Here is a 19,118-nt window from a genome sequence, read left to right on the forward strand (position 1 = left end):
TGAGCGGAGCCGCAGCCGAGCACGGATTCGCAGGGCACGGCCTAGTCTGGGGGCATGGCGATTGCCGAGGAGCTCATCGCGGGGATCATCTCCAGCGTGCTCGCGGTGCTGCTGGTGGAGATCTACCTGTGGTTACGCAGGCGCTACCGGCAGCGGGCGTTACGTTGGCTGGTCGGGACCGACACCGTCTCGGTGATCACCCCCGTCTACCCGTGGGCCGAGAACGCCCACCCGGCGGGTCTGCTGACCACGTACGACGCGATCGGTCTGGCGCACGTGCTCGAGGCGTGCAACCGCGTCGGCACCGTGCCGGTCGTCACGCGCAGTGGTGAGTCCGCCGAGAACTCCCCGCTCGACGTGGTGGCGATCGGCGGCCCCTCGGGCAACCAGGTGACCTCGACGTTCCTCAAGGCGTACTGCCCCGGCTTCGAGATCATCACCGACCCGGTCACCGGCCAGCTGTCGTACCGCTGCGGTGACCGGGTGTTCACCCGCTCCGACGACGAGACGTTCGCGTTCATCGTCCGCCTGTCGCCACGCGAGACCGGGCTGCCGGGCACCGCGCTGATCGCGTGGGGGCACTCGGCCGTGGCGACAGCATCGGCCGGGTACTACCTGGCGAAGTACCCTTCGGCGCTGCGGAAGGTGGGGAAGGGATCGTTCTTCGTGGCGATCTCGGTGCGGGGCGTGCTGGGGTACCGCTCGTTCGACACCCGCCCGACCGATCTGACGAGGACGGCGTTCGCCCCGCCGGTCGGCGGTTCGCGTCCGGTCGACGGGGCCGGTACGGGTGCGGGTTCGTCCCCGGCGCCTGCCGTGGGTTCGGCGCCCGCCGTGGGTGCGGCGTCGGCCGCGGGCTCGGTGTCGGACTCGGTCTTGGATTCGGACGCGGAGCGGGAGCCGGAGCCCCGTCGCCGGTTCGGCCGTTCGAGCCGTTCGACCCCGGCACCGCGCTCCCCGGCCACCGGCCGCTCCCGGGTGGCGGACGCACTGGACGACGTCCGCGCCGAAACCTCGGCCGTCACCACCGCCGATCCGACCCCGACCGGAACCATCGCCGTGCCACCGCTCGCAGCCCCGGCCGCGCCGGAGCCTCCCCCCGGGGAGTCGTCGTCGCCCCCGCCGAGCGGCCCGGCCAAGCGTCCCCCGAGGCGCACCTCCGGCACCGACGACCCCGACCCGGACCGGACCCGCAAGCCGAAGTAACGACACGCCGACACCGGACACGCAAGACCGCTGTCGGACGCGCGACAGTCCGTCGGGGCGGCACCGCACCGCCCACCGCCGGACGCTAGTCTGCGCTGGCGAGGGGCGGTAGCTCAGCTGGTTAGAGCAGAGGACTCATAATCCTTTGGTCGTGGGTTCGAGCCCCACCCGCCCCACTTCGGGCAATGCGAAATATTGCCTCCAGGTCTGGCGCGCCACGACCGGGGCTTGCTGGGCTAGCCAGCAAGTCTGTCGACCTTGGTGCGTTCGATGGCCGAGACGCGTTCCTGGCGCACGCTCATGCGCTCACGACCTCCGCCTGCACGCTTCTCGATGCCGAGCCGGGGACGACCGGTGGGATGTTCCCCCTGGCGTCGCGCCCCGGCCCGTACCTACATCGAGACCCTCATATCCGCCGTCCTCGACGGCACCGGGCCTAACGCGTTCCCAGTACACGCTCCAGGGCGTCGGCCAGGAACGTGGTAGCCGCCTGCGGGTTCTCCGGAGCCTCGACGTGCCGGGCCGCGATGTACAGGTCGGGGCGGACCAGGAGTACCCCGCCGTCGTGGATCTCGCGCAGGTCCGCCCACGTGCCGTACGGGTCCTCGATCTCCTGGGCCGGGCCGACCACCACGGTCCGGATCGCCACGCCGAGGCTCGCCGACAGCGCCGCGGCCGCGTCCACCCAGGCCTGACCGCCGATCCCGGTCAAGACGGTGAACTGGCCGCTGCCTGCCAGGTCCAGGGTCGAGATCCGATGCCCGGCGCGGGTCACCCAGGTGTGTGGGAGTTTGGCCCCGGGCCACGTGGTCGGCTGCGCATACAACTCGGAGTCGCGCTCGTAGGCCGGCATGGGCGTGCCGTCCGGGATGACGGCGTCCGACGCGTAGCGCTGGTTGTGTTCGACGCCATGGGCGTTGAACTCGAACGACTTGTAGGCGATCGCTTCCCGTAACGCCGTCCGGATCTTTTCCCCGTCCGGCCCCGGCGCCTCTCGCAGTGCGAGCTGGCGCTCGAGCCGTTCCACGTTGCTGGTGTCGTCCACGTCGAGCGCCTCGATGATCCGGCCGGTGTCGGCGATGCTCTGGTTGGCCCGCTCGACGATCTGCCTAGCGATCGGTGCCCGCTCGGCGTCGTAGGAGTCCAGCAGCGATGGCCGGGCCAGCCCACGGACGACGTGGTGCAGCTTCCAGGCGAGGTTGTACGAGTCCTGGATGGACGTGTTGGAACCCAGGCCGTTGGTCGGCGGGTGTCGGTGCACGGCGTCCCCGACGCAGAACACACGTCCGTTGGCCAGCCTGCTGGCGAACTGGTGGTTGACCGTCCATGGCGAGCTCGACTTGATCCGCATCTCGAAGTCATCGGTGCCGACGAGCTGCACGGCCAACTGGCGGATGAAGTCGTCGGTGAGGTCCGGCGGCCCGGCCGCGACCTCGTAACCCCACATGAGCATCCACTCGGACCAGGGCTTGATCATTCGCAGGACGCCGAGCCCGACGCCTTCTTTCTCCGCCCCGGGCTGAAGCATCCAATACAGCACCGACGGGCGGTGGGCCACGAAGCGGGTCAGGTCTGCCTCGATGATGATGTTGAGCGCCCCGGCCACCGCCCCGGGGCCCTCGAAGGGCAGGCCGGCGTCGGCGGCGACCTTGCTGCGGGCCCCGTCGGCCCCGACGAGATAGAGCGACCTGACGTCGTACTCCGCGCCGGTCAGCCGATCGCGCACCCGAGTGGTGACGCCGTCGGCGTCTTGGACGTGGGAGAGATACTCCGTGTCGAACCGCACGCGCGCGCCCCGGGCCTGCGCCGCCTGCACGAGGATCGGCTCGGTGATGGTTTGCGGGGCGTCGACCATCGTGCAGGGACTAGCCAGCTGGTAGTCGGCATGGCGGCGGATGTCGGTACCCCACGACGAGACCCGGCCGAGTTCGGCACCGACGAGGCTGGTGCAGAACGTGGTGTTACCCATGAGCTCCCACGGTGTCGCCTCACGCATCAGGCGCTCTTCCAGCCCCATGTCCCGCAGGGTCTCCATGGTCCGCTGATTGGTGATGTGCGCCCGCGGGGTCTCGGAGAGCCGCCCGTACTTCGTCAGGATCGTGACGCGAGTGCCATAGGTGGCCAGGAAGAGCGCCGCCGCGGCGCCGGCCGGACCGGATCCGATTACCAACACCTCGGTGTCGACCGTGGGGACTACCGAATCCATGTGCTCCGCCTTCGGCGTCGAAGGGATCCTTGAGGGACCCGTCCGCAGGCCGACCGCTCTGCGGACATCTGTCCGCCATCGTTCGCCCGGGCCTGTGCCGATGTCAATAGCTGAGCGGCGGCGTTACGCGGTCGGGCGGCTCGCGGCGCCATCAGCTGCGATGCGCGCAGGCCTGCGTCTTCGCTGGTCCGCGCAGCGCTACACCCGTGGCGCTCATATCCCTTGGTCGTGGGTTCGAGCCCCACCCGCCCCACCACCAGGCAATACGTGGGGGTCCAGGCGTTCCCCGCCGAAACCGGCGACGATTTTGAGCCTGCCGCCGAGAGCCTGGACGGAGACAGCGAGCGTCCGCAGTGCGCTGGAGTCGACTGGCGCATTTCGGCGAGCCGATGAGCGCGCGGGACGTTGATAAGGGTCTCTGCGCCGGAGTCCGCCTCTCATCGTGCGCGGGCCGTCAATTGGGTCCACGGGGTGGTCCGGCCCGGTTTGAACACCGACAGCGCGGTCGCGGTCCAGAGGACGACGTCGTACAGCGCGAAGCAGACCAGCAGGCGGACGCCGACCGCGGTCGGATCGGCGGCGGTGCGGTCGATCAGCTCGGCGATCCACAGGTGTTGCACCCCGGCCACCATCGGCACCGCGAGCGCGAGCACGAATTTGATCAGCACCCACCAGTGTCGGAACAATCCCCAGCGGGTGAACAGCGAGACGACCAACCCGCTCAGGATCGTGAGCACCACCACCGGGATCACGATCACCAGGTCGAACAGGTGCATGATGCGGTAGACGTCGTGGCGCAGGACGTCGTCCGAGGTGGTCAGCCCGACGACGGCGAGCACGGTCATCGCCATCGCCAGGCCCAGCCAGCCAACCGACAGTCCCACGTGCACGGTCAGCGCGACCTTCCGCGTCCGCGGGCTCAGCCGTCCGGGTCGCGGCCGAAGCGCGACCACGATCGCGACCGACAGCATCAGCCCCAGCAGCGGCACGTTCGACGGCACGCTGAACACGAACTGCGCCGGGATCATCACCGCGTGGACGCCCAGCAGCACGCGCCTGCGCCGGAACAGCGGTGCCGCGGCGGCGAGCAGCGCGCAGACCGCCCCCACGGAGGCCAAGCCGTGGCCGAGCCGCCAGAGCCAGGCGGCGGCCGCGGCCGCATAAACGAGGTAGGCGATCGACAGCGCCCGGGTGATGGTCACGCCGGCTGACGCTACGAACGGCACGGCGCGGGGTCGTCCGGCGAACGAGGGCGGACCCTACATCTTTCGAGTGATGTCCACGCTCAGCCGGGTTCCTAGACTCCACGTTCATGGAGGCGTTCCGACGGCACCGGGCCTCCATGGTGGATGCCCTGCTGGCGTTGATCTGTGCGGTGACGCTGGTGCCGGCGACGGACTCGACGCTGTTCGGCGGCTCGCCATACGGCATCGACGCGGTGCCGCCGGTGCTCGTCGCCCTGGGCGTCGGAGCGGCCGCACTGGTGCGCCGCCGATACCCGCTCGTGCTGGCTGCCGTCGCGCTGGTGGGCTGGGTGCTCGCCGCCGCGTACCCGGTCGTCGTCCTCGCGCAGTACACGCTCGGGGCGCACGAGCGCTCGCGTCGTGTCGTGGTGGCCGCCACGGCGGTGGTGACGGTCGCGGTCGCCGTCCCGTTCCGCCGTCAGGGTCTCGACGCCGTCCTGCCGCTGAGCGTCGCGGTGTGCGTGGCGCCCGCGGTACTGGGGCTGTGGCTGGCGAGCCGCCGCGCCGTGCTCGCCGGGCTGCGGCACCGCGCGGAGCGGGCGGAGCACGAGCAACGGCTGGTCGAGGCTCGTGCCCGGGCGGACGAGCGAGCCAGGATCGCGCACGACATGCACGACGTCGTCACTCATCGGGTGAGCTTGATGGTGCTGCACGCGACCGCGGCGGCGGTGGCCGGCGAACCGGAGAAGGACCGGCTGGTGGAACGGATCCGCCTCATCGGACGGGAGGCGCTCGAGGAGCTGCGGACGCTGGTCGTCGTGCTGCACGACGACGAGGAAGCGCCGCGGGCGCCGCAGCCCCGGCTCGCGGACGTGGAGGAGCTGGCGCGGGAAGCCGGGGTTCGGTACCGGGTGACCGGGGAGCCCGGATCGTTGTCGGTGCTGGTCGAGCAGACCGCGTACCGCGTCGTGCAGGAGGCGCTGACGAACGTCCGCAAGCACGCGCCGGGAGCAGCGGCCGAGGTGCTGATCGCGCACGGCGACGTGCTGGGCGTCGTCGTGATGAACGGCCCGGCAGCGAGGCACCCGGAGCCGCTGCCCGGAGGGAATGGTCTGCTCGGCCTGCGGGAGCGTGTCCGGATCAGCGGCGGGTGGTTCCATGCCGGGCCCAGCGCCGGTGGATTCCGGGTGACGGCGCTGCTTCCGGTCGACGCATGATCGGGGTGCTGCTCGTCGACGACGAGTGGATGGTGCGCGCGATGCTGCGCACGATCCTGGAGTCGGCGGAGGATCTCACGGTCGTGGCCGAGGCGGCCGACGGTGCGGAGGCGGTCGTGCAGGCCCGACGCCATCGTCCGGACGTGGCGCTGGTCGACATCCGGATGCCCGGTGTCGACGGGCTCACCGCGGTGCGGCAGCTGCGCGGCGGGCCGAAGGTCATCGTGCTCACGACGTTCGACCTCGACGAGTACGTGCGCACCGCGCTGCGTGACGGCGCCGTCGGCTTCCTGCTCAAGGACGCCTCGGCCGACGAGATGACGACCGCGGTGCGCGCCGTGGCCGCGGGGGACGCCGCGCTCTCCCCGCGGGTCACGCGCCGCATGCTCTCGACGTTCGCCCGGCCGTCGCCGCAGGACCGGGCACTCGCCAGACTGGCGCCGCTCACCGGCAAGGAACGCGAGGTGCTGGCGACGCTCGCGACGGGACTGGCGAACGCAGACGTCGCGCGGCAGCTGCACCTGAGCGAAGCGACCGTGAAGACGCACGTCAGCCGCATCCTCACGAAGCTGGGGCTCACGAACCGCGTGCAGGCCGCGATCCTCGCGCACCACGCCGGGCTGGTCGACTAGGGGCCTGTCCTGCGAGTTGCGCTGCACCTTTCCGGAGCACTTCCTGCCCGACTCGGAACTACTCCGTCACTATTCCGAGTTAGCAGGATAACTCGGAATAGTGATACCCTTATTCCGAGTAGGAGGTGCCGTGACAACCTGGCCACCGCACCGGCGCGAGGTACGCCCGTGGCGGCAATCCCAGCGTGGCGGACCCAAGGCCGATCGAATCCTGTCCGAAGTCACGGTCTCCCTTCCGCCGGACATCGCCGGCCTGCCGGTGGTGAACGCGCTGCCCGCTTCGGCGATCGCCCAGGGTGAGGACGCGCTGCGCGAAATCGCCGCGCTCGACCAGGCCCACGGTGAGGACCTCGGGGCATTGGGAGTGCTGCTGCTACGCACCGAGTCCGTCGCGTCCTCGAAGATCGAGTCGGTCGAGGCGAGCCTGGACGACTACGCACGGGCGCTGCACGGAAGCCGGGCCAACGCCTCGGCGACGTCAATGGTCGCGGCCACTTCGGCGCTCGGAGCACTACTGACCGAAACCGACGGACGGAAGCGGATCGACGCCGATTCGTTGTTGGCCGCCCACGCCGCGTTGTTGGCCGACGATCCGGCCGAACGCGACTACGCCGGGCGCTGGCGCGACATGCAGAACTGGATCGGCGGCAGCGATCATTCGCCGCGGAACGCGCTCTTCGTGCCCCCGCCGCCGGATCTCGTCGAGTCGTACGTCGATGACCTGCTGCGGTTCGCCAACCGCGATGACCTGCCGACGCTCGCCCAGGCAGCGATCTCCCACGCCCAGTTCGAGTCGATCCATCCATTCACCGACGGCAACGGGCGCATCGGCCGGGCGCTGATCAACGCCATCCTGCGTCGGCGTCGAGCCACCACGCGGGTGGTCGTGCCCTTGGCGTCGGCGCTGGTGGCTCGGCGGGAACGATACTTCGACCACCTCGGCGCCTACCGGGACGGGGACGTGGAGCCGATCGTCCGGGACTTCGCGCTGGCTTCACGGATCGCGGCGGCCGAGTCGCGAACGACGGCTCAGCGACTGACGGAGATTCCACTGGAGTGGGCCGACGCCGTGGGACGGGTACGGGCGGGAAGCGCGGCGGCGAAGCTGTTGGCGATCCTGCCGGCGCGGCCGGTGGTCACGGCCGACGACGTCGCGGTGGCCACCGGTGCGCCGCTCAGCAGCGTCTATGCCGCGATCGAGCGTCTGGACACGGCTGGGGTGCTCCGTCCGCTGACCAATCGGAAACGTGACCAGATCTGGGGGGCAACGCTGATCCTCGAGGAGCTCGACGAACTCGGGGCCCGGATCGCCCGTGCCTGGGGCTGACCCGTACGCAGCGGAGCGGAGTTCGTCGTCGGAGAGGTGTGCGGTGGCTTGGTTGGAGCGTGTCGAACTGTTGGCGTCGGTGGCCGGGCCGTTCGATCGCTGGCTGACGCCTCGGCGTGAGATGTCGTGGGAACCGAGCGCTGCTCCGATTGACGGGCCGGTGGCGAAGCTCGGTGGGCAGCCATTCTGGGTTGACGAGCCGTTCTGGCCGGTGTCGCGGAGTTCCGGGGAACCGATGACGTTCATCGGCCAGTTTCCGTTGCCTGGATCGGGTATCGCGATGGCGTACCTGTTCCTCAGCGATGAGGACGGCACTTTTGATCTGGAAGGCGGCGAGAACGCGTTCCTGATCCAGCCGGGTGGGCGTGTGCCGCCGTTCGTGAGCGGCCAGGTTCGACGTACGGGTCCGACGTTGTGGCGGCGGGGCGCAGACTGGTTCGAACGGCACCCGGTGGAGTTACGTCTCGACCTGAAGGCTCCGGACGAGGCGGCGATTGCGACATTCGAACGGCAGGTCGTCCACCGTGACGCGGCGCTGAACGGTACGCCGATAGAGGAAGACGCCGATCTCCCGGAGCTGGGATGCCGCAACTATGTCGGCGGTGAGCCTCTGTTCTGGCAGCCGTGGACGCCTCCCGCGCTCGATGCCTCGTGGCGGTTCTTCTTCCAGTTGGACGGCGCCGAGGGATGGGGCGATGACGCGTTCGCGCTCAACTTCGGGGGAGGGACTGGATACGCCTTCCTCGACCCCGATCGGCGGGAGGGCCGGTTCTGCTGGGACTGTGTCTGACCGTCGGCGGCCTCCCGGCTCGGTGCGGCCCTTGCGTTGCCGCTACGGCGTGGCGTTGGTACTGCCTGGAGGTGGACGGACTCCGGCGGGTGAGGGGCGGGCGTCTACTCGAAGTTCCGCTGGGTGGGCCGGACGTCGAGGGCGTGCTGGGCCCCGGAAGTGCCGCGCTCCAGTCGGCGCATCGTCAGCAGCCGCAACTCGACCGGTGCCCCACGAGCAGAGCGGCTCGCCCGTGGATCCGGAGCGACTGCTGCGGTGCCGAAATCGGCTGGTGACCTCGTCGAGCGGAAATGTAGGGTCGCTGTCCGGCCGAGTCAGAGGAATTGCCGTTGACCACGAGGATGCACGAACACGAATTGTCGATCGACCAGGCCCTGGTCGAGCGGCTGGTCGCAGCGCAGTTTCCCCAGTGGGCGAACCTTCCGGTGCGGCACGCGTCATCAGCCGGCACCGACAATGCCATGTTCAGGCTCGGTGACACGATGGTCGTGCGCCTGCCCCGGATCGACTGGGCCGCGGGCTCGGTCGACCACGAACAGGCGTGGCTACCGGTGATCGGCCCGCTTCTGCCGGTGGAGACGCCAACGGTGCTGGGCATGGGCGAGCCGGCGCACGGCTATCCCTGGCGCTGGTCCGTCTACACCTGGCTCGACGGCGCGAACCCGACCGCCAAGACCTCACCGAGCCGCTCGTGCGCGATATCGCCGACTGCCTCAATGCCATCCATGCCCTCGACGTACCCGGTGGCCCGGTCAATCAGCGCGGCTTCAATTTTGAGGCGCGGGACGAGGTGACCCGAACGTCGATCTCCGAGATGGCGGGCATGGTCGACACCGCCGCGGTCACCGCGGTCTGGGACGCGGCCTTCACCCTGGAGCCCTGTGAACCTCCGGGGACCTGGATCCACAGCGACACTGCCCCCGGCAACCTGCTGGTGCGGGACGGGCGACTGGTCGGCCTGATCGACTTCTCCGGTGTCAGCCGCGGTGACCCGGCCGTCGATCTCGGCCTCGCCTGGAATTTGCTGCCCGCCCGGCTCCGCCCGGCCTTCCGGGACCAGCTCGACATCGACGACGCCACCTGGCTACGGAGCCGCGCGTGGTCGCTCTCGCAGGCCTGCCTGCAGCTGCCGTACTACCACGAGACGAACAAGCCCTTGGCCGCACAGGCGCGGTACGTGATCAGCGAGGTCCTCGCCGACGCCGCGACCGACTAGGGCTTGTCCTGTGAATCACGTCAGCCAGATCAGGGTCGCGGCGAGGGTGAGTAGCGCGCGGTAGAGGACGGCGCGTTTGGCATACCGGGTGGCGATCGCGCGGAACTGTTTGAGCCGGTTGAAGCAGCGTTCGACGAGGTTGCGCTGCCGGTAGATGACTGGGTCGAAGGCAGGCGGCCGGCCTCCGGCCGAGCCTTTCGCAGCGCGCCGGGCGACCTGATCGCGCCGCTCGGGGATGGTCACCGCGATCTTGCGACGCCGCAGCGCGGCGCGGGTTGAGGGATGAGAGTAGGCCTTGTCAGCCACGACTCGGTCCGGGCGCTTGCGCGGCCGGCCGGGCCCCGGCCGATGCACCGAAATCTCATCCAGCAACGGCAGCAACTGCGGGTTGTCGCCGGCCTGCCCGGCGGTCAGCCGGACGGCCATCGGCCGTCCCCGCCCATCAACCGCGAGGTGGATCTTGCTGCTCAGCCCGCCCCGGGACCGCCCGATCGCTTCATCGACCGCAGCGACCGCGACGCCCGCACGCGCGGCGCCGCGCTGATCGAGGCAGCCCCTTTTGTCGCCGCCTGGGGCCTGCGGGCTCCGGCGGCGTGCTGATGTGCACGAACGACGCTGGAATCGACGTGGAAGGTCCACTCGATCTCCCCGACCGCGTCGTCGTGGACCTGCACGTGTTCCAGGATCCGATCCCAGGTGCCGTCCGCGCTCCAGCGCCGCAGACGTTCATGCGCGGTCTTCCACGAGCCGTATCTGTCCGGGATGTCGCGCCACGGCGCGCCCGTGCGCAGCTTCCACACGATCGCGTTGAGCACCTGCCGGTGGTCTTTCCACCGCCCACCCCTACCCGCGCTGACCGGCAACAACGGCGCAATCCGTTCCCACGCCGCCTCAGTGACCTCGTCCCGACGAACCACCCGAGCATCCAACCAGGCCGGTCACCGATTCACAGGACAGGCCCTAGGTGCCGGTGCTGCCCGACTGCGTCACGTCGGTCGACGGTCCGATCTCCGGCCCCACCTTCTCCGCGAACGGTTCGGTGCTCGGAGGCCAGCGCCTAGGGCCTGTTTGAAAAGCTGGTCACCGTAGCCATTCGTTGATCGCGGCGATGTGCAGCGTCGTGAGAAAGCGGACGGCGAGTTTGTCGTAGCGAGTCGCGACCGCCCGGTAGCGCTTGAGGCGGTTGATCCCGCACTCGACCGCGTGGCGCTGCTTGTAGGTCTCGGCGTTGAACGTCGGTGGGCGGCCGCCGGCGCTGCCGCGACGTCGGCGGTGGGCCAACCGGTCGGCTGGTTCGGGGATGGTGGCGCGGATTCCGCGTCGGCGCAGGTAGACGCGGTTGGCGCGGGATCCGTAGGCCTTATCGGCTAGGACCCGCGCCGGCCGTGTCCTGGGCCTGCCGACTCGACCGGGGACACCGATCGCGTCGATCACCGGCTGGAACTGCGGCGCGTCTCCGGCCTGCCCGGCGGTGACCAGCAGCGACAGCGGACGCTGTCCGCCCTCGGCCGCGAGATGGATCTTGGTGCTCAACCCGCCGCGTGACCGTCCCAGACCATGGTCGTTGGGCTCTGCGGTGCACCCTCCCGGCGGTTGTTTCTGATCGACCCCCTTTTACGGGCGCCCGCGGCGTGCTGGTGAGCCCGGACCACGGTGGAGTCGACGGACACGTCCCAGGTGATCAGCCCCCGGGCCTGGGCGCGGGACTGCAGATCGGACACGATGCGCGCCCAGGTCCCGTCCCGCTGCCAGTCCCGGAACAGCGCATACGCGGTCTCCCACGGCCCATACCGTTCGGGCAGGTCCCGCCACGGCGCCCCGGTCCTCACCCGCCACCGGATCCCATCAATGACCTGCCGCCGCGAACGCGGCGGCCGACCACCCGGCTTAGCCGACGGCAACACCGCCGACAAGACTTCCCACTCCGCATTCGTCAGATCACCACGAGCCACGCATCACCCAACGAACGAAGCGCTTTTCAAACACGCCCTAGCCGGCGTGCTTCTCCTGTGACGTGACCATCCACAGGTGTCCGTCCGGGTCGGCGAAGGTTCCCCCGTATCCCCATGGCTGGCGGCCCGCGCCGGAAACGATCTCGGCTCCGGCCCGGTGGGCGCGCTCGAGAAACGCGTCCACGGCACCATCGGTCTCTGCGGGCAGATCGAGCACGCATTCGCTGATGCCTCGGCTAGCGACGTTCCGGTCTCCGATGACCCAGCCGAACCCACCAGTGGGAATCAGCATCAGGCGCACGCCCTCGTTGAGGGCGAACTGCAGGGGCTCCGGCACGCCGTCGTCGGCGACCTCGCCCACGGGCTCGAAGGCCAAGCCGTCGCGGTAGAACCGGAACGACGTCCGGCGGTCCGCGATCGGAAGGCAGATGGTGACGGGCGTGATGGTCATGAAGTTCTCCTAGGTGAGACGTTTCTACGCCACCGACGAACGGACGCCGTATCGGAGGACACAGGCCGACGGTTCGATCGGCGTGGTGACGGCTGACCGTTCGCCTCCTGGTGCTCCAACGAGGGCGTCGATCCGCTGGTGGAGCACGGCCGGGTTGGAACTCCACGACGACCAACGACCGGCCGCGGTCACTCCTCTGCCGCTGTCCGCGTCGGATCGGCGGCCTGATCCAACCCGTGCGGACGCGCCGAGGGCCGGGAAGCGTGTGCTTCCCGGCCCTCGGCTGTGCTGTGGTTCAGCTGCAGGGGTTGTAGTCCCAGCAGTCGTTGTACCGCTTCTTGTGGTGGCGACGACGGCGCGGCTTGCACTCGTTGTAGTCCCAGTCGTTGCACTGGTTGTAGTCGTAGCAGTCGCTCATGTCGTCCAGCCTCCGGTGTGAGTGTCGTTCGCGGGGTGTGTCCCCGTCCTGGAACCAGGTTCCCGCGAAGCGACGACCCGCTCGATCGCCGGCCCGACTCCAGGAACGTTCGGTTCGCAACACTCGCTCCTGCCGCCGCCCATGCTCTGTCGCCGGCGTTGACGATGCGGCCGAGCGAGGGGCGGCGGGAGGACTCCGGTCAGCCGTAGCTCGGATCGAGCCGCGTCGATGCGAGCACCCGCACCGCGTCGAGATCCGGGTGCTCGATCAAGGCGGTGATCGCCGCCTCGCTCCCACCGACGTAGGTGAGGTAACCGTCGATCTCGGTGGCGACGAGCCAGGCCCGGTCTGCGGGCCACCACAGGTTCGCGCACCGGAAATCGAGCGGTTCGGGCAGCACGGGCGCTGCGGCCACCGGGCCGGCGAGCAGGTGGTAGTCGCGGTGGGGAGCCCGCACCCGCGTGGGGCGGTCCCACAGTGCCTGTGTCTCATCCAGCCCCAAGCCGTCCCACAGGCAGAAGAACGCCTGGTCGGGGGTGGTCGTGAAAGCCGACAGCGTCTTCGCCAGCACGGCTGTCTCCCGGGCGTCCAATCCGCCGTCGGACGGACGGCCCCAGCGATTGGAGCCCGCGACGAGGTCGTCGAACCGGGTGTCGGCGGTGAGCGGTACACCTCGGGCCGTCGCGATCTCCGACCAGCGGTGGCGGCCGTCGTTCTCGGGGGCGTACGTCGGCGGCAGCACACGGGCGTATGCGGCGAACACCGGCGGCACCATCCCGGCGACCGTGAAGCGTGTCGACGACGGCGCCAGCGCTTCCTCCACCCAGGCCGCCGGACCGGCGTCGGACAGGAGCCGCATTCCCGGTGCCCAGGCCAGATTCATGACCTCATCCTTCCTGCGTCCGCCAGCGGAATCCCGCACGACGGGCGCCGGGGGAGCGGCGACGATGGCCACGTCGAACAAGTCCGCGCGCCGCACGGACGCTGATGGGCGTCGTGGCCCGCGAACTGCTCGGCGCGACCGGGCCGTCAGGTGACGGCGTCGACGCCGGTCAGGTTGGCCGACAGCGTTGCGATCAACTGACCACGCGGGCCTGCCGGCCCGCCAGCAAAGCCGGCCACAGCCGATTGATCACGACGAAATGCCCGAGGTGGTTCGTCGCGAACTGTGACTCCCAGCCGTTGCCCACGCGCCGCAGCGGTGGGGCCATGATCTCGGCGGAGGCGATCACCAGGTCCACCGCGGGCTGCGACGTGAGGAAGCGGTCGCGCGGACGATTTGGCCGCCCGAACCCCAGCGAACCCGGACCCAGGCCGGTGTTCCAGACTCTGCGAGGGGGCTACTCCCAGTAGCCCCCTCAGGGACCAGCCGCGCAGTAGCGTCCAGGTCATGGGCAGTTGTCCGACCCGGTGGGGGCACTCGGCCCTGCCGCCCGGTGCCGGAAACCACCGCACTGCGCCCACCGCTGCGCCGCATCCTGGACTCGACGACCACGATCCCCGCGATGGTGCTCAACACCTGCGGGACGGCCGACGTCGCCCGGTTCGTCTTCGCCGACCCGGCATCGCGAACCTTCTGGCACGATCGCTCGGGACACCGCCGGTCTGCTACGCGCGGAGGCCGGCCGCAACCCCCGCGATCACCGTCTCACCGACCTCGTCCGGGAGCTGGCCGCGACCAGCACCGCCTTCCGCGACCAGTGGGCGCTGCACGACGTCCGCGTTCCCTCATCGGGCGTCCGGCGCATCCACCATTCCGTCGTCGGCGACCTGGATCTGCCCTTCGAGACCACTCCGCTGGTGTTCGACCCCGGCCAGACGCTCCTGGTTCACCCCGCCGAGCCGGGTACCCCCACCGAAGACGCCATCACGATGCTGGCCAGCTGGAACGCCCCGCACCCCGTGGCCTACCGGTCGTAGGGATGCTCTCGCCCCCGTATAGGTCTCGTATAGACCCATCGCATTCCATTCTCGACGGCGATCGACATCGACGTTCGATGGGGGAAGCATGCGACGAGCGACCGTACTCCTCACCGCCTTCCTACTGCTCTGGACGGCCGGCGCCGTCCGGCCGGATCCCGCCACCGCCGCCCCGCCCCCTCTCACCGCGGCCAACGGGCGGAACTTCGCGGCCTGCAAGGACGGCCGGTGTGAGGTCATCGTCCGGACCGGTGACCGGCTTCCCACCTCCACCGGCACCGCCCGGGTCGTCGTCGGGCGGGGTGTCGTGCGGTTCACGGTCACCACCGCGAACACGTCGCTCATGGCCAGCGGCACGGCCGGCTCCCGGCTGCAGCTGAACCGGCAGGTGATCGTGGTGCTCAAGGTGACGCGCCTGCAAGCGAGAGTTCGGCTCTCGCGGGTCTGACCGCGGTCATTTGTTACGGGCTGAAGTCTTCCGTTGAACATTGCGTAACGTTTACGATGCGCGCCATGAATCCTTTATGGAGCGGGGCCAGAAGGAGCAAACGGACTGCCGTCGCCGCGTTCGTCACGGCGCTGATCGCGGTCGTCGGCAACATGTTCACCGCGTCGCCGGCCGCGGCCGCCTACGCCGACTGTTACAACTACCTGGGCACGATCTGCCTGGCCGACAACACCGACGTCACCGGGCAGATCTGGCGGCAGTACCCGAACCAGATCGGCAGCTGCCGGAACTTCAGCGCCGAAGGGTTCAACGACAAGGCGTCCTTCGCCTGGTTCAACATCCAGCGCCCCTCGTCGGCGCCGCGGCCGCACGTCGTGCTGTGGCGGCACGCCGGCTGCTCCGGCACGTCCGGCAACCTGGGTATGACGCTCGACCCGGGCCAGCAGTGGCACGGGGAACGTCAGACCAACGGCGAGTTCAACAACCAGATCAGCTCGATCAGCATCTCGTATTACTGATCCGCGAGGGCCTCGGCCGAGGTACCCGTACGCTGTCCGCATGCCGGGCTACCTTGCCGTTGACCTCGGCGCGGAGAGCGGGCGGGTACTCGCCGGGGCTTTCGACGGTGAGCGCCTCGAGGTCCGGGAGATCCACCGTTTCGCCAACCGGCCCGTCCGGGACGGCGACGACCTGACCTGGGACCTCAAGGCTCTGCACGAGGAGACGGTGCGGGGCATCGGGCGGGCGGCGGACCGGGTCGAGGACGTCCGCAGCGTCGGCATCGACGGCTGGGGAAGCGACTTCGGCCTGGTCGACGCGGACGACCGGCTGGTGGCCGCGCCCTGGCACCACCGCACGCCCCGGACCGCCGCGATGGTGGCGGAACTGCAGAAGGCGGTGGAGCCCCAGGCCCTCTACGACGTCACCGGCACGCAGTTCCTGCCGATCACGACCGCCTGCCAACTGCTGGCGATGCGTGGGAGCGGCGTCCTGGACCGCGCGGACCGGCTCCTGATGCTCCCGGATCTGATCGCGGGGCGCCTCAGCGGCGTTCGGCGCACCGAGCAGACGATCGCCAGCACCACTCAGCTCTGGGACATCCGCCGGGGCGAGTGGGCGGCCGGGGTGATCGACCACCTCGGCCTGCCGCGACACCTGTTCCGGGCCGAGGTGGTGCCCGCCGGGACCGCGCTGGCGGACCTGCGTACGCGTCCGGAGCGGCTCGCGGTGGTGGCGGTGGCCGGTCACGACACCGCGTGCGCCGTGGCGGCGATGCCGAGCACCGGCGACGACGTCGGGTTCGTCTCGTGCGGCACGTGGTCGCTCGTCGGGGTCGAGACCACGGCTCCGATCACGACGCCCGACGCCCGGGTGGCCGGCTTCACGAACGAACTCGGCGTCGGCGGCCGGTTCCGGTTCCTGAGCAACGTCAACGGGCTCTGGCTGCTCCAGGAGTCGCGGCGGGTGTGGGCGGGCGAAGGTCGCGACCTCGGCTACCCCGAGCTCACCGCACTCGCCGCCGGATCGGCCCCGTACCGCAGCCTCATCGACCCCGACCACCCGAGCCTGCTCTCTCCCGGCGACGTACCGGGCCGGATCGCCGCCCTGTGCCGGCTGACCGGGCAGCCGGTTCCGACCGGGCCGGCCGAGGTCACCCGGTGCATCCTCGACAGCCTCGCCTGCAAGTACCACTGGGTGCTGACGCGGGCGTCGGCCATCTCCGGGCAGCCGGTGCGGACGGTCCACCTGGTCGGCGGTGGCGCCGCGAACACGGTGCTCTGCCGGCTCACCGCCGAGCTGACCGGCCTGCCGGTCGTGGCCGGGCCGTACGAGGCCACTGCCATCGGCAATCTGCTGGTGCAGATCATGGCCGACGGGAAGCTGAGCGACCTGACCGAGGCGCGCGCGCTCGTCCGGTCCTCGGTCCCGCTGCGCCGGTACGAGCCGACCGGCGATTCCACGGGCGCGGACGACGCCTATGCTCGGTTCCGAGACGTGGTGACGCGTTTAGCCACCGAGACGCTGCGGGATGAAACAAATTGAAATGTTCTGCACTATCCTGGCTCTCGTGACGAGCGCTCGGGACCGGGACGACCGATGCTGATCGCCGAGCGGCGCAGCCGGATCCTGGCGCACGTGCGAGCCCGCGGCTACGCGTCGTTCCGGGAGATCGCCGAGGTGGTGGGCATCTCCGAGTCCACCGTCCGCCGCGACCTGCAGGCGATGGTGGCCGAAGGGCTGGTCAACGCGGTCCGCGGCGGCGTCGGCCGCGCGGAGACCGACCCGGCCCCGGAGAGCACCCGCCCGGAGAGCACCCGCCCGGAGTACGCCCGCACGCAGAGCGCCCGCACGCAGAGCGCCCGCTCAGAGAACCAAAGCCCGGAGAACGCCCGCTCAGAGAGCGCCCGCCCGGCGGTCGGTACCGCGCCGGCCGCGACCCTCGCCGACGACGGCCGAGCCGGTGAGCGCTCCGCCATCGCCCGGTACGCGTCCCACCTGGTCACCGACGGCAGTGCGATTTTGCTCGGGCCGGGTCGCTCGACGCTCGAGCTGGCCCGCAGGCTCACCGGCGTCGGGTCGCTGACCGTCGTCACCAACTCCGTCCCGGTCACCACGGTGCTGCTGGAGCACGAGCACGTCGAGCTGGTCATGGTCGGGGGCACGCTGCGCCGCTCGATCCAGGCCTTCGTCGGCCCGCTGACCGAGCAGGGCCTGCAGGGTCTACGTGGCGCCCAGGTCTTCCTCTCCGGCGACGGCGTCACCGCCGAACGTGGCCTGACCACGCCGAACGTGTTCGCGGCCGCGGCTGACATCGCGTTCGCCGCAGCCGGCAAGCAGGTCGTGGTGCTGGCCGACCACACCAAGATCGGTCAGGAGACGATGTGCCAGACCGTCCCGAGCGACCGGATCGACACGCTCGTCACCACCCCCGGTGCCGACCCCGCGGCGCTGGAGGACCTGCGTGCCGCCGGAGTGGACGTCGTCGTCGTCCCGCTCGTGGAATCTATTGACAAGTAATGGCGAGGAGCGACACGATCTGACTAGTTTCGAAAAGGAGCTAGTCAGAAGGGAACTCGCCTCATGGTCCAGTTCAGACGGCTCGGCGCTACGACGGCAGCGGCGGTCTTACTCGTCTCGCTCGGCGCGTGCACGAAGACCACGCCGAGCACGGCGTCGGCGGGCGAGGACGCTGACCAGCAGGTGCGGTCCACCGCGGGCAGCGGCGACGGCTGCACCGCCGACAAGTACAACGGCGGCGTCCCGAAACGCGACCTGAAGGCGATCACCGTCGGTTTCGCGCAGAGCGAGAAGGAAGCCAATCCCTTCCGGATCACCGAGACCGAGTCGATCAAGGCGGAAGCGGCCAAGCGCGGCATCAAGCTCATCACCACGAACGCGCAGTCGGACCTGAACAAGGAGATCGCCGACATCCAGAGCATGGTCGCTCAGGGTGCGCAGGCGCTGATCATCTCGCCGCTGAACTCCGAAGGCCTGGACCCGGCGCTCAAAGCGGCGCAGGACGCGAAGGTCCCGATCATGACGATCGACCGGCTCCTCACCACCAAGCAGCCCTGCGTCGACTACATCGGCTGGATCGGGTCGGACTTCGTCGAGCAGGGCAAGCGGGCGGCCGACGCGCTGATCGCCGCCACCGACGACCGGGGGGAGACCGCGATCCTCCTCGGCGCCTCCGGGGTGAACGTCACCGTCGACCGCACCAAGGGTTTCAAGGACCAGCTCGCCGCGAAGAACTCGAAGCTGACCGTGGTCGCGGAACAGACCGCCGACTTCACCCGGGAGAAGGGCCGGTCGGTCACCGAGCAGCTGATCTCGGCCAACCCGAAGCTCGCCGCGATCTACGCCGAGAACGACGAGATGGCCCTCGGCGCGATCGCCGCGCTCAAGGCGGCCGGAAAGAAGCCGGGCGACGTCAAGATCGTCACCATCGACGGCACCAAGGGCGCCGTGCAGGGCATCGTCGACGGCTGGATCTCCGGCGTGATCGAGTCCAATCCCCGGTTCGGGCCGCTGGCGTTCCAGGCGCTCGAGGACTTCTACAGCGGTAAGGGCGTCCCGCCGAAGACGATCATCGTCGACAAGGAATACACGAAGGACAACGCGTCCGCGGAACTCGCCAACGCGTACTGACC

General features: G+C 69.9%; 18 protein-coding genes, 1 tRNA gene and 2 pseudogenes. 13 read left to right on the top strand and 8 right to left on the bottom strand.

Annotated features, from left to right (window positions below; genetic code table 11):
- Positions 1 to 54: 54 nt before the first annotated feature.
- Both CRYAR_RS08195 and CRYAR_RS08200 read left to right on the top strand, forming a co-directional pair.
- Entirely contained in the window at positions 55 to 1,206 is a 1,152-nt protein-coding gene (locus CRYAR_RS08195) for a hypothetical protein (RefSeq protein WP_035849549.1), read from the top strand.
- 102 nt (positions 1,207 to 1,308) lie between these two features.
- Positions 1,309 to 1,382: transfer RNA gene (locus CRYAR_RS08200), tRNA-Ile, on the top strand.
- Between the two features lie 260 nt (positions 1,383 to 1,642).
- Here CRYAR_RS08200 and CRYAR_RS08205 read toward each other — a convergent pair.
- Positions 1,643 to 3,412: an FAD-dependent oxidoreductase gene (locus tag CRYAR_RS08205; protein ID WP_035849551.1), complete on the bottom strand. Its 1,770-nt coding sequence runs from the start codon at positions 3,410 to 3,412 to the stop codon at positions 1,643 to 1,645.
- Positions 3,413 to 3,849: 437 nt separating this feature from the next.
- A complete protein-coding gene (locus tag CRYAR_RS45055; RefSeq protein ID WP_051569923.1) occupies positions 3,850 to 4,614 on the bottom strand; it encodes a hypothetical protein in 765 nt (254 codons plus the stop codon).
- A 110-nt stretch (positions 4,615 to 4,724) separates the two neighbouring features.
- Between CRYAR_RS45055 and CRYAR_RS08215 the strand changes: the two genes are divergently transcribed.
- The 5 genes and pseudogenes from CRYAR_RS08215 (at position 4,725) to CRYAR_RS48525 (ending at position 9,778) form a co-directional block, all read left to right on the top strand.
- Positions 4,725 to 5,813, top strand: a complete 1,089-nt coding sequence (locus tag CRYAR_RS08215) for a sensor histidine kinase (RefSeq protein ID WP_211247333.1) — start codon at positions 4,725 to 4,727, stop codon at positions 5,811 to 5,813.
- Positions 5,810 to 6,445, top strand: a complete 636-nt coding sequence (locus tag CRYAR_RS08220) for a response regulator (RefSeq protein ID WP_035849555.1) — start codon at positions 5,810 to 5,812, stop codon at positions 6,443 to 6,445. Before CRYAR_RS08215 ends, CRYAR_RS08220 begins: the two co-directional genes overlap by 4 nt.
- Positions 6,446 to 6,575: 130 nt before the next feature.
- On the top strand, positions 6,576 to 7,772 hold the full coding sequence (locus tag CRYAR_RS08225; protein ID WP_035849557.1) for a Fic family protein: 1,197 nt from the start codon (positions 6,576 to 6,578) through the stop codon (positions 7,770 to 7,772).
- Between the two features lie 43 nt (positions 7,773 to 7,815).
- Positions 7,816 to 8,562, top strand: coding sequence for a hypothetical protein (locus tag CRYAR_RS08230; RefSeq protein ID WP_063725679.1), 747 nt, complete (start codon positions 7,816 to 7,818; stop codon positions 8,560 to 8,562).
- 482 nt (positions 8,563 to 9,044) lie between these two features.
- Positions 9,045 to 9,778, top strand: a pseudogene (locus CRYAR_RS48525) (aminoglycoside phosphotransferase family protein).
- A 15-nt stretch (positions 9,779 to 9,793) separates the two neighbouring features.
- Here the strand turns inward: CRYAR_RS48525 and CRYAR_RS45060 are convergent.
- From CRYAR_RS45060 to CRYAR_RS46895, 6 genes and pseudogenes are all read right to left on the bottom strand, one after another.
- Positions 9,794 to 10,695, bottom strand: a protein-coding gene (locus CRYAR_RS45060) for an IS5 family transposase (protein WP_425389363.1) whose coding sequence is annotated in 2 segments (ribosomal slippage) — positions 9,794 to 10,329 and positions 10,329 to 10,695 — 903 coding nt in all. Because the reading frame shifts where the segments join, the coding sequence is not laid out codon by codon here.
- A gap of 163 nt (positions 10,696 to 10,858) precedes the next feature.
- A protein-coding gene (locus CRYAR_RS45065) for an IS5 family transposase (RefSeq protein ID WP_169744990.1) occupies positions 10,859 to 11,730 on the bottom strand; the annotation gives its coding sequence in 2 pieces (ribosomal slippage) (positions 10,859 to 11,341 and positions 11,344 to 11,730; 870 coding nt in all).
- 37 nt (positions 11,731 to 11,767) lie between these two features.
- Positions 11,768 to 12,181, bottom strand: coding sequence for a VOC family protein (locus CRYAR_RS08260; RefSeq protein WP_157017500.1), 414 nt, complete (start codon positions 12,179 to 12,181; stop codon positions 11,768 to 11,770).
- Positions 12,182 to 12,476: 295 nt separating this feature from the next.
- Positions 12,477 to 12,599: a hypothetical protein gene (locus tag CRYAR_RS50105; protein ID WP_281174558.1), complete on the bottom strand. Its 123-nt coding sequence runs from the start codon at positions 12,597 to 12,599 to the stop codon at positions 12,477 to 12,479.
- A 199-nt stretch (positions 12,600 to 12,798) separates the two neighbouring features.
- A complete protein-coding gene (locus CRYAR_RS08265; RefSeq protein ID WP_211247336.1) occupies positions 12,799 to 13,482 on the bottom strand; it encodes a hypothetical protein in 684 nt (227 codons plus the stop codon).
- 196 nt (positions 13,483 to 13,678) lie between these two features.
- A pseudogene (locus CRYAR_RS46895) lies at positions 13,679 to 13,867 on the bottom strand (oxidoreductase); the annotation flags it as partial.
- 142 nt (positions 13,868 to 14,009) lie between these two features.
- Here CRYAR_RS46895 and CRYAR_RS45070 point away from each other — a divergent pair.
- From CRYAR_RS45070 to CRYAR_RS08295, 6 genes are all read left to right on the top strand, one after another.
- A complete protein-coding gene (locus CRYAR_RS45070; protein ID WP_169745168.1) occupies positions 14,010 to 14,519 on the top strand; it encodes an MmyB family transcriptional regulator in 510 nt (169 codons plus the stop codon).
- An 88-nt stretch (positions 14,520 to 14,607) separates the two neighbouring features.
- The gene (locus CRYAR_RS08275) at positions 14,608 to 14,967 is read left to right on the top strand and encodes a hypothetical protein (RefSeq protein ID WP_051569924.1); all 360 of its coding nucleotides are present in this window, start codon (positions 14,608 to 14,610) and stop codon (positions 14,965 to 14,967) included.
- 65 nt (positions 14,968 to 15,032) lie between these two features.
- On the top strand, positions 15,033 to 15,485 hold the full coding sequence (locus CRYAR_RS08280) for a hypothetical protein (protein ID WP_035849564.1): 453 nt from the start codon (positions 15,033 to 15,035) through the stop codon (positions 15,483 to 15,485).
- Between the two features lie 40 nt (positions 15,486 to 15,525).
- Positions 15,526 to 17,010, top strand: a complete 1,485-nt coding sequence (locus CRYAR_RS08285) for a rhamnulokinase (protein WP_051569925.1) — start codon at positions 15,526 to 15,528, stop codon at positions 17,008 to 17,010.
- A gap of 54 nt (positions 17,011 to 17,064) precedes the next feature.
- Positions 17,065 to 17,985 (top strand): DeoR/GlpR family DNA-binding transcription regulator, encoded by a 921-nt coding sequence (locus tag CRYAR_RS47960; protein ID WP_035849565.1) that lies wholly within the window; start codon positions 17,065 to 17,067, stop codon positions 17,983 to 17,985.
- A 63-nt stretch (positions 17,986 to 18,048) separates the two neighbouring features.
- Positions 18,049 to 19,116 carry an ABC transporter substrate-binding protein gene (locus CRYAR_RS08295; RefSeq protein ID WP_035849566.1) on the top strand — a complete coding sequence of 356 codons (1,068 nt, stop codon included), beginning with the start codon at positions 18,049 to 18,051 and terminating at the stop codon, positions 19,114 to 19,116.
- Positions 19,117 to 19,118 lie beyond the last annotated feature (2 nt).

Origin of the sequence: Cryptosporangium arvum DSM 44712, assembly GCF_000585375.1 — a bacterium.
Classification (GTDB): domain Bacteria; phylum Actinomycetota; class Actinomycetes; order Mycobacteriales; family Cryptosporangiaceae; genus Cryptosporangium; species Cryptosporangium arvum.

Bases quoted from the DNA above. Each gene is read 5' to 3' on its own strand.
- CRYAR_RS08195 (WP_035849549.1), top strand. From the start codon at position 55: ATGGCGATTGCCGAGGAGCTCATCGCGGGGATCATCTCCAGCGTGCTC.
- CRYAR_RS08205 (WP_035849551.1), bottom strand. From the start codon at position 3,412: ATGGATTCGGTAGTCCCCACGGTCGACACCGAGGTGTTGGTAATCGGA.
- CRYAR_RS08215 (WP_211247333.1), top strand. From the start codon at position 4,725: ATGGAGGCGTTCCGACGGCACCGGGCCTCCATGGTGGATGCCCTGCTG.
- CRYAR_RS08220 (WP_035849555.1), top strand. From the start codon at position 5,810: ATGATCGGGGTGCTGCTCGTCGACGACGAGTGGATGGTGCGCGCGATG.
- CRYAR_RS08260 (WP_157017500.1), bottom strand. From the start codon at position 12,181: ATGACCATCACGCCCGTCACCATCTGCCTTCCGATCGCGGACCGCCGG.
- CRYAR_RS50105 (WP_281174558.1), bottom strand. From the start codon at position 12,599: ATGAGCGACTGCTACGACTACAACCAGTGCAACGACTGGGACTACAAC.
- CRYAR_RS08265 (WP_211247336.1), bottom strand. From the start codon at position 13,482: ATGAATCTGGCCTGGGCACCGGGAATGCGGCTCCTGTCCGACGCCGGT.
- CRYAR_RS08275 (WP_051569924.1), top strand. From the start codon at position 14,608: ATGCGACGAGCGACCGTACTCCTCACCGCCTTCCTACTGCTCTGGACG.
- CRYAR_RS08280 (WP_035849564.1), top strand. From the start codon at position 15,033: ATGAATCCTTTATGGAGCGGGGCCAGAAGGAGCAAACGGACTGCCGTC.
- CRYAR_RS08285 (WP_051569925.1), top strand. From the start codon at position 15,526: ATGCCGGGCTACCTTGCCGTTGACCTCGGCGCGGAGAGCGGGCGGGTA.
- CRYAR_RS47960 (WP_035849565.1), top strand. From the start codon at position 17,065: ATGCTGATCGCCGAGCGGCGCAGCCGGATCCTGGCGCACGTGCGAGCC.
- CRYAR_RS08295 (WP_035849566.1), top strand. From the start codon at position 18,049: ATGGTCCAGTTCAGACGGCTCGGCGCTACGACGGCAGCGGCGGTCTTA.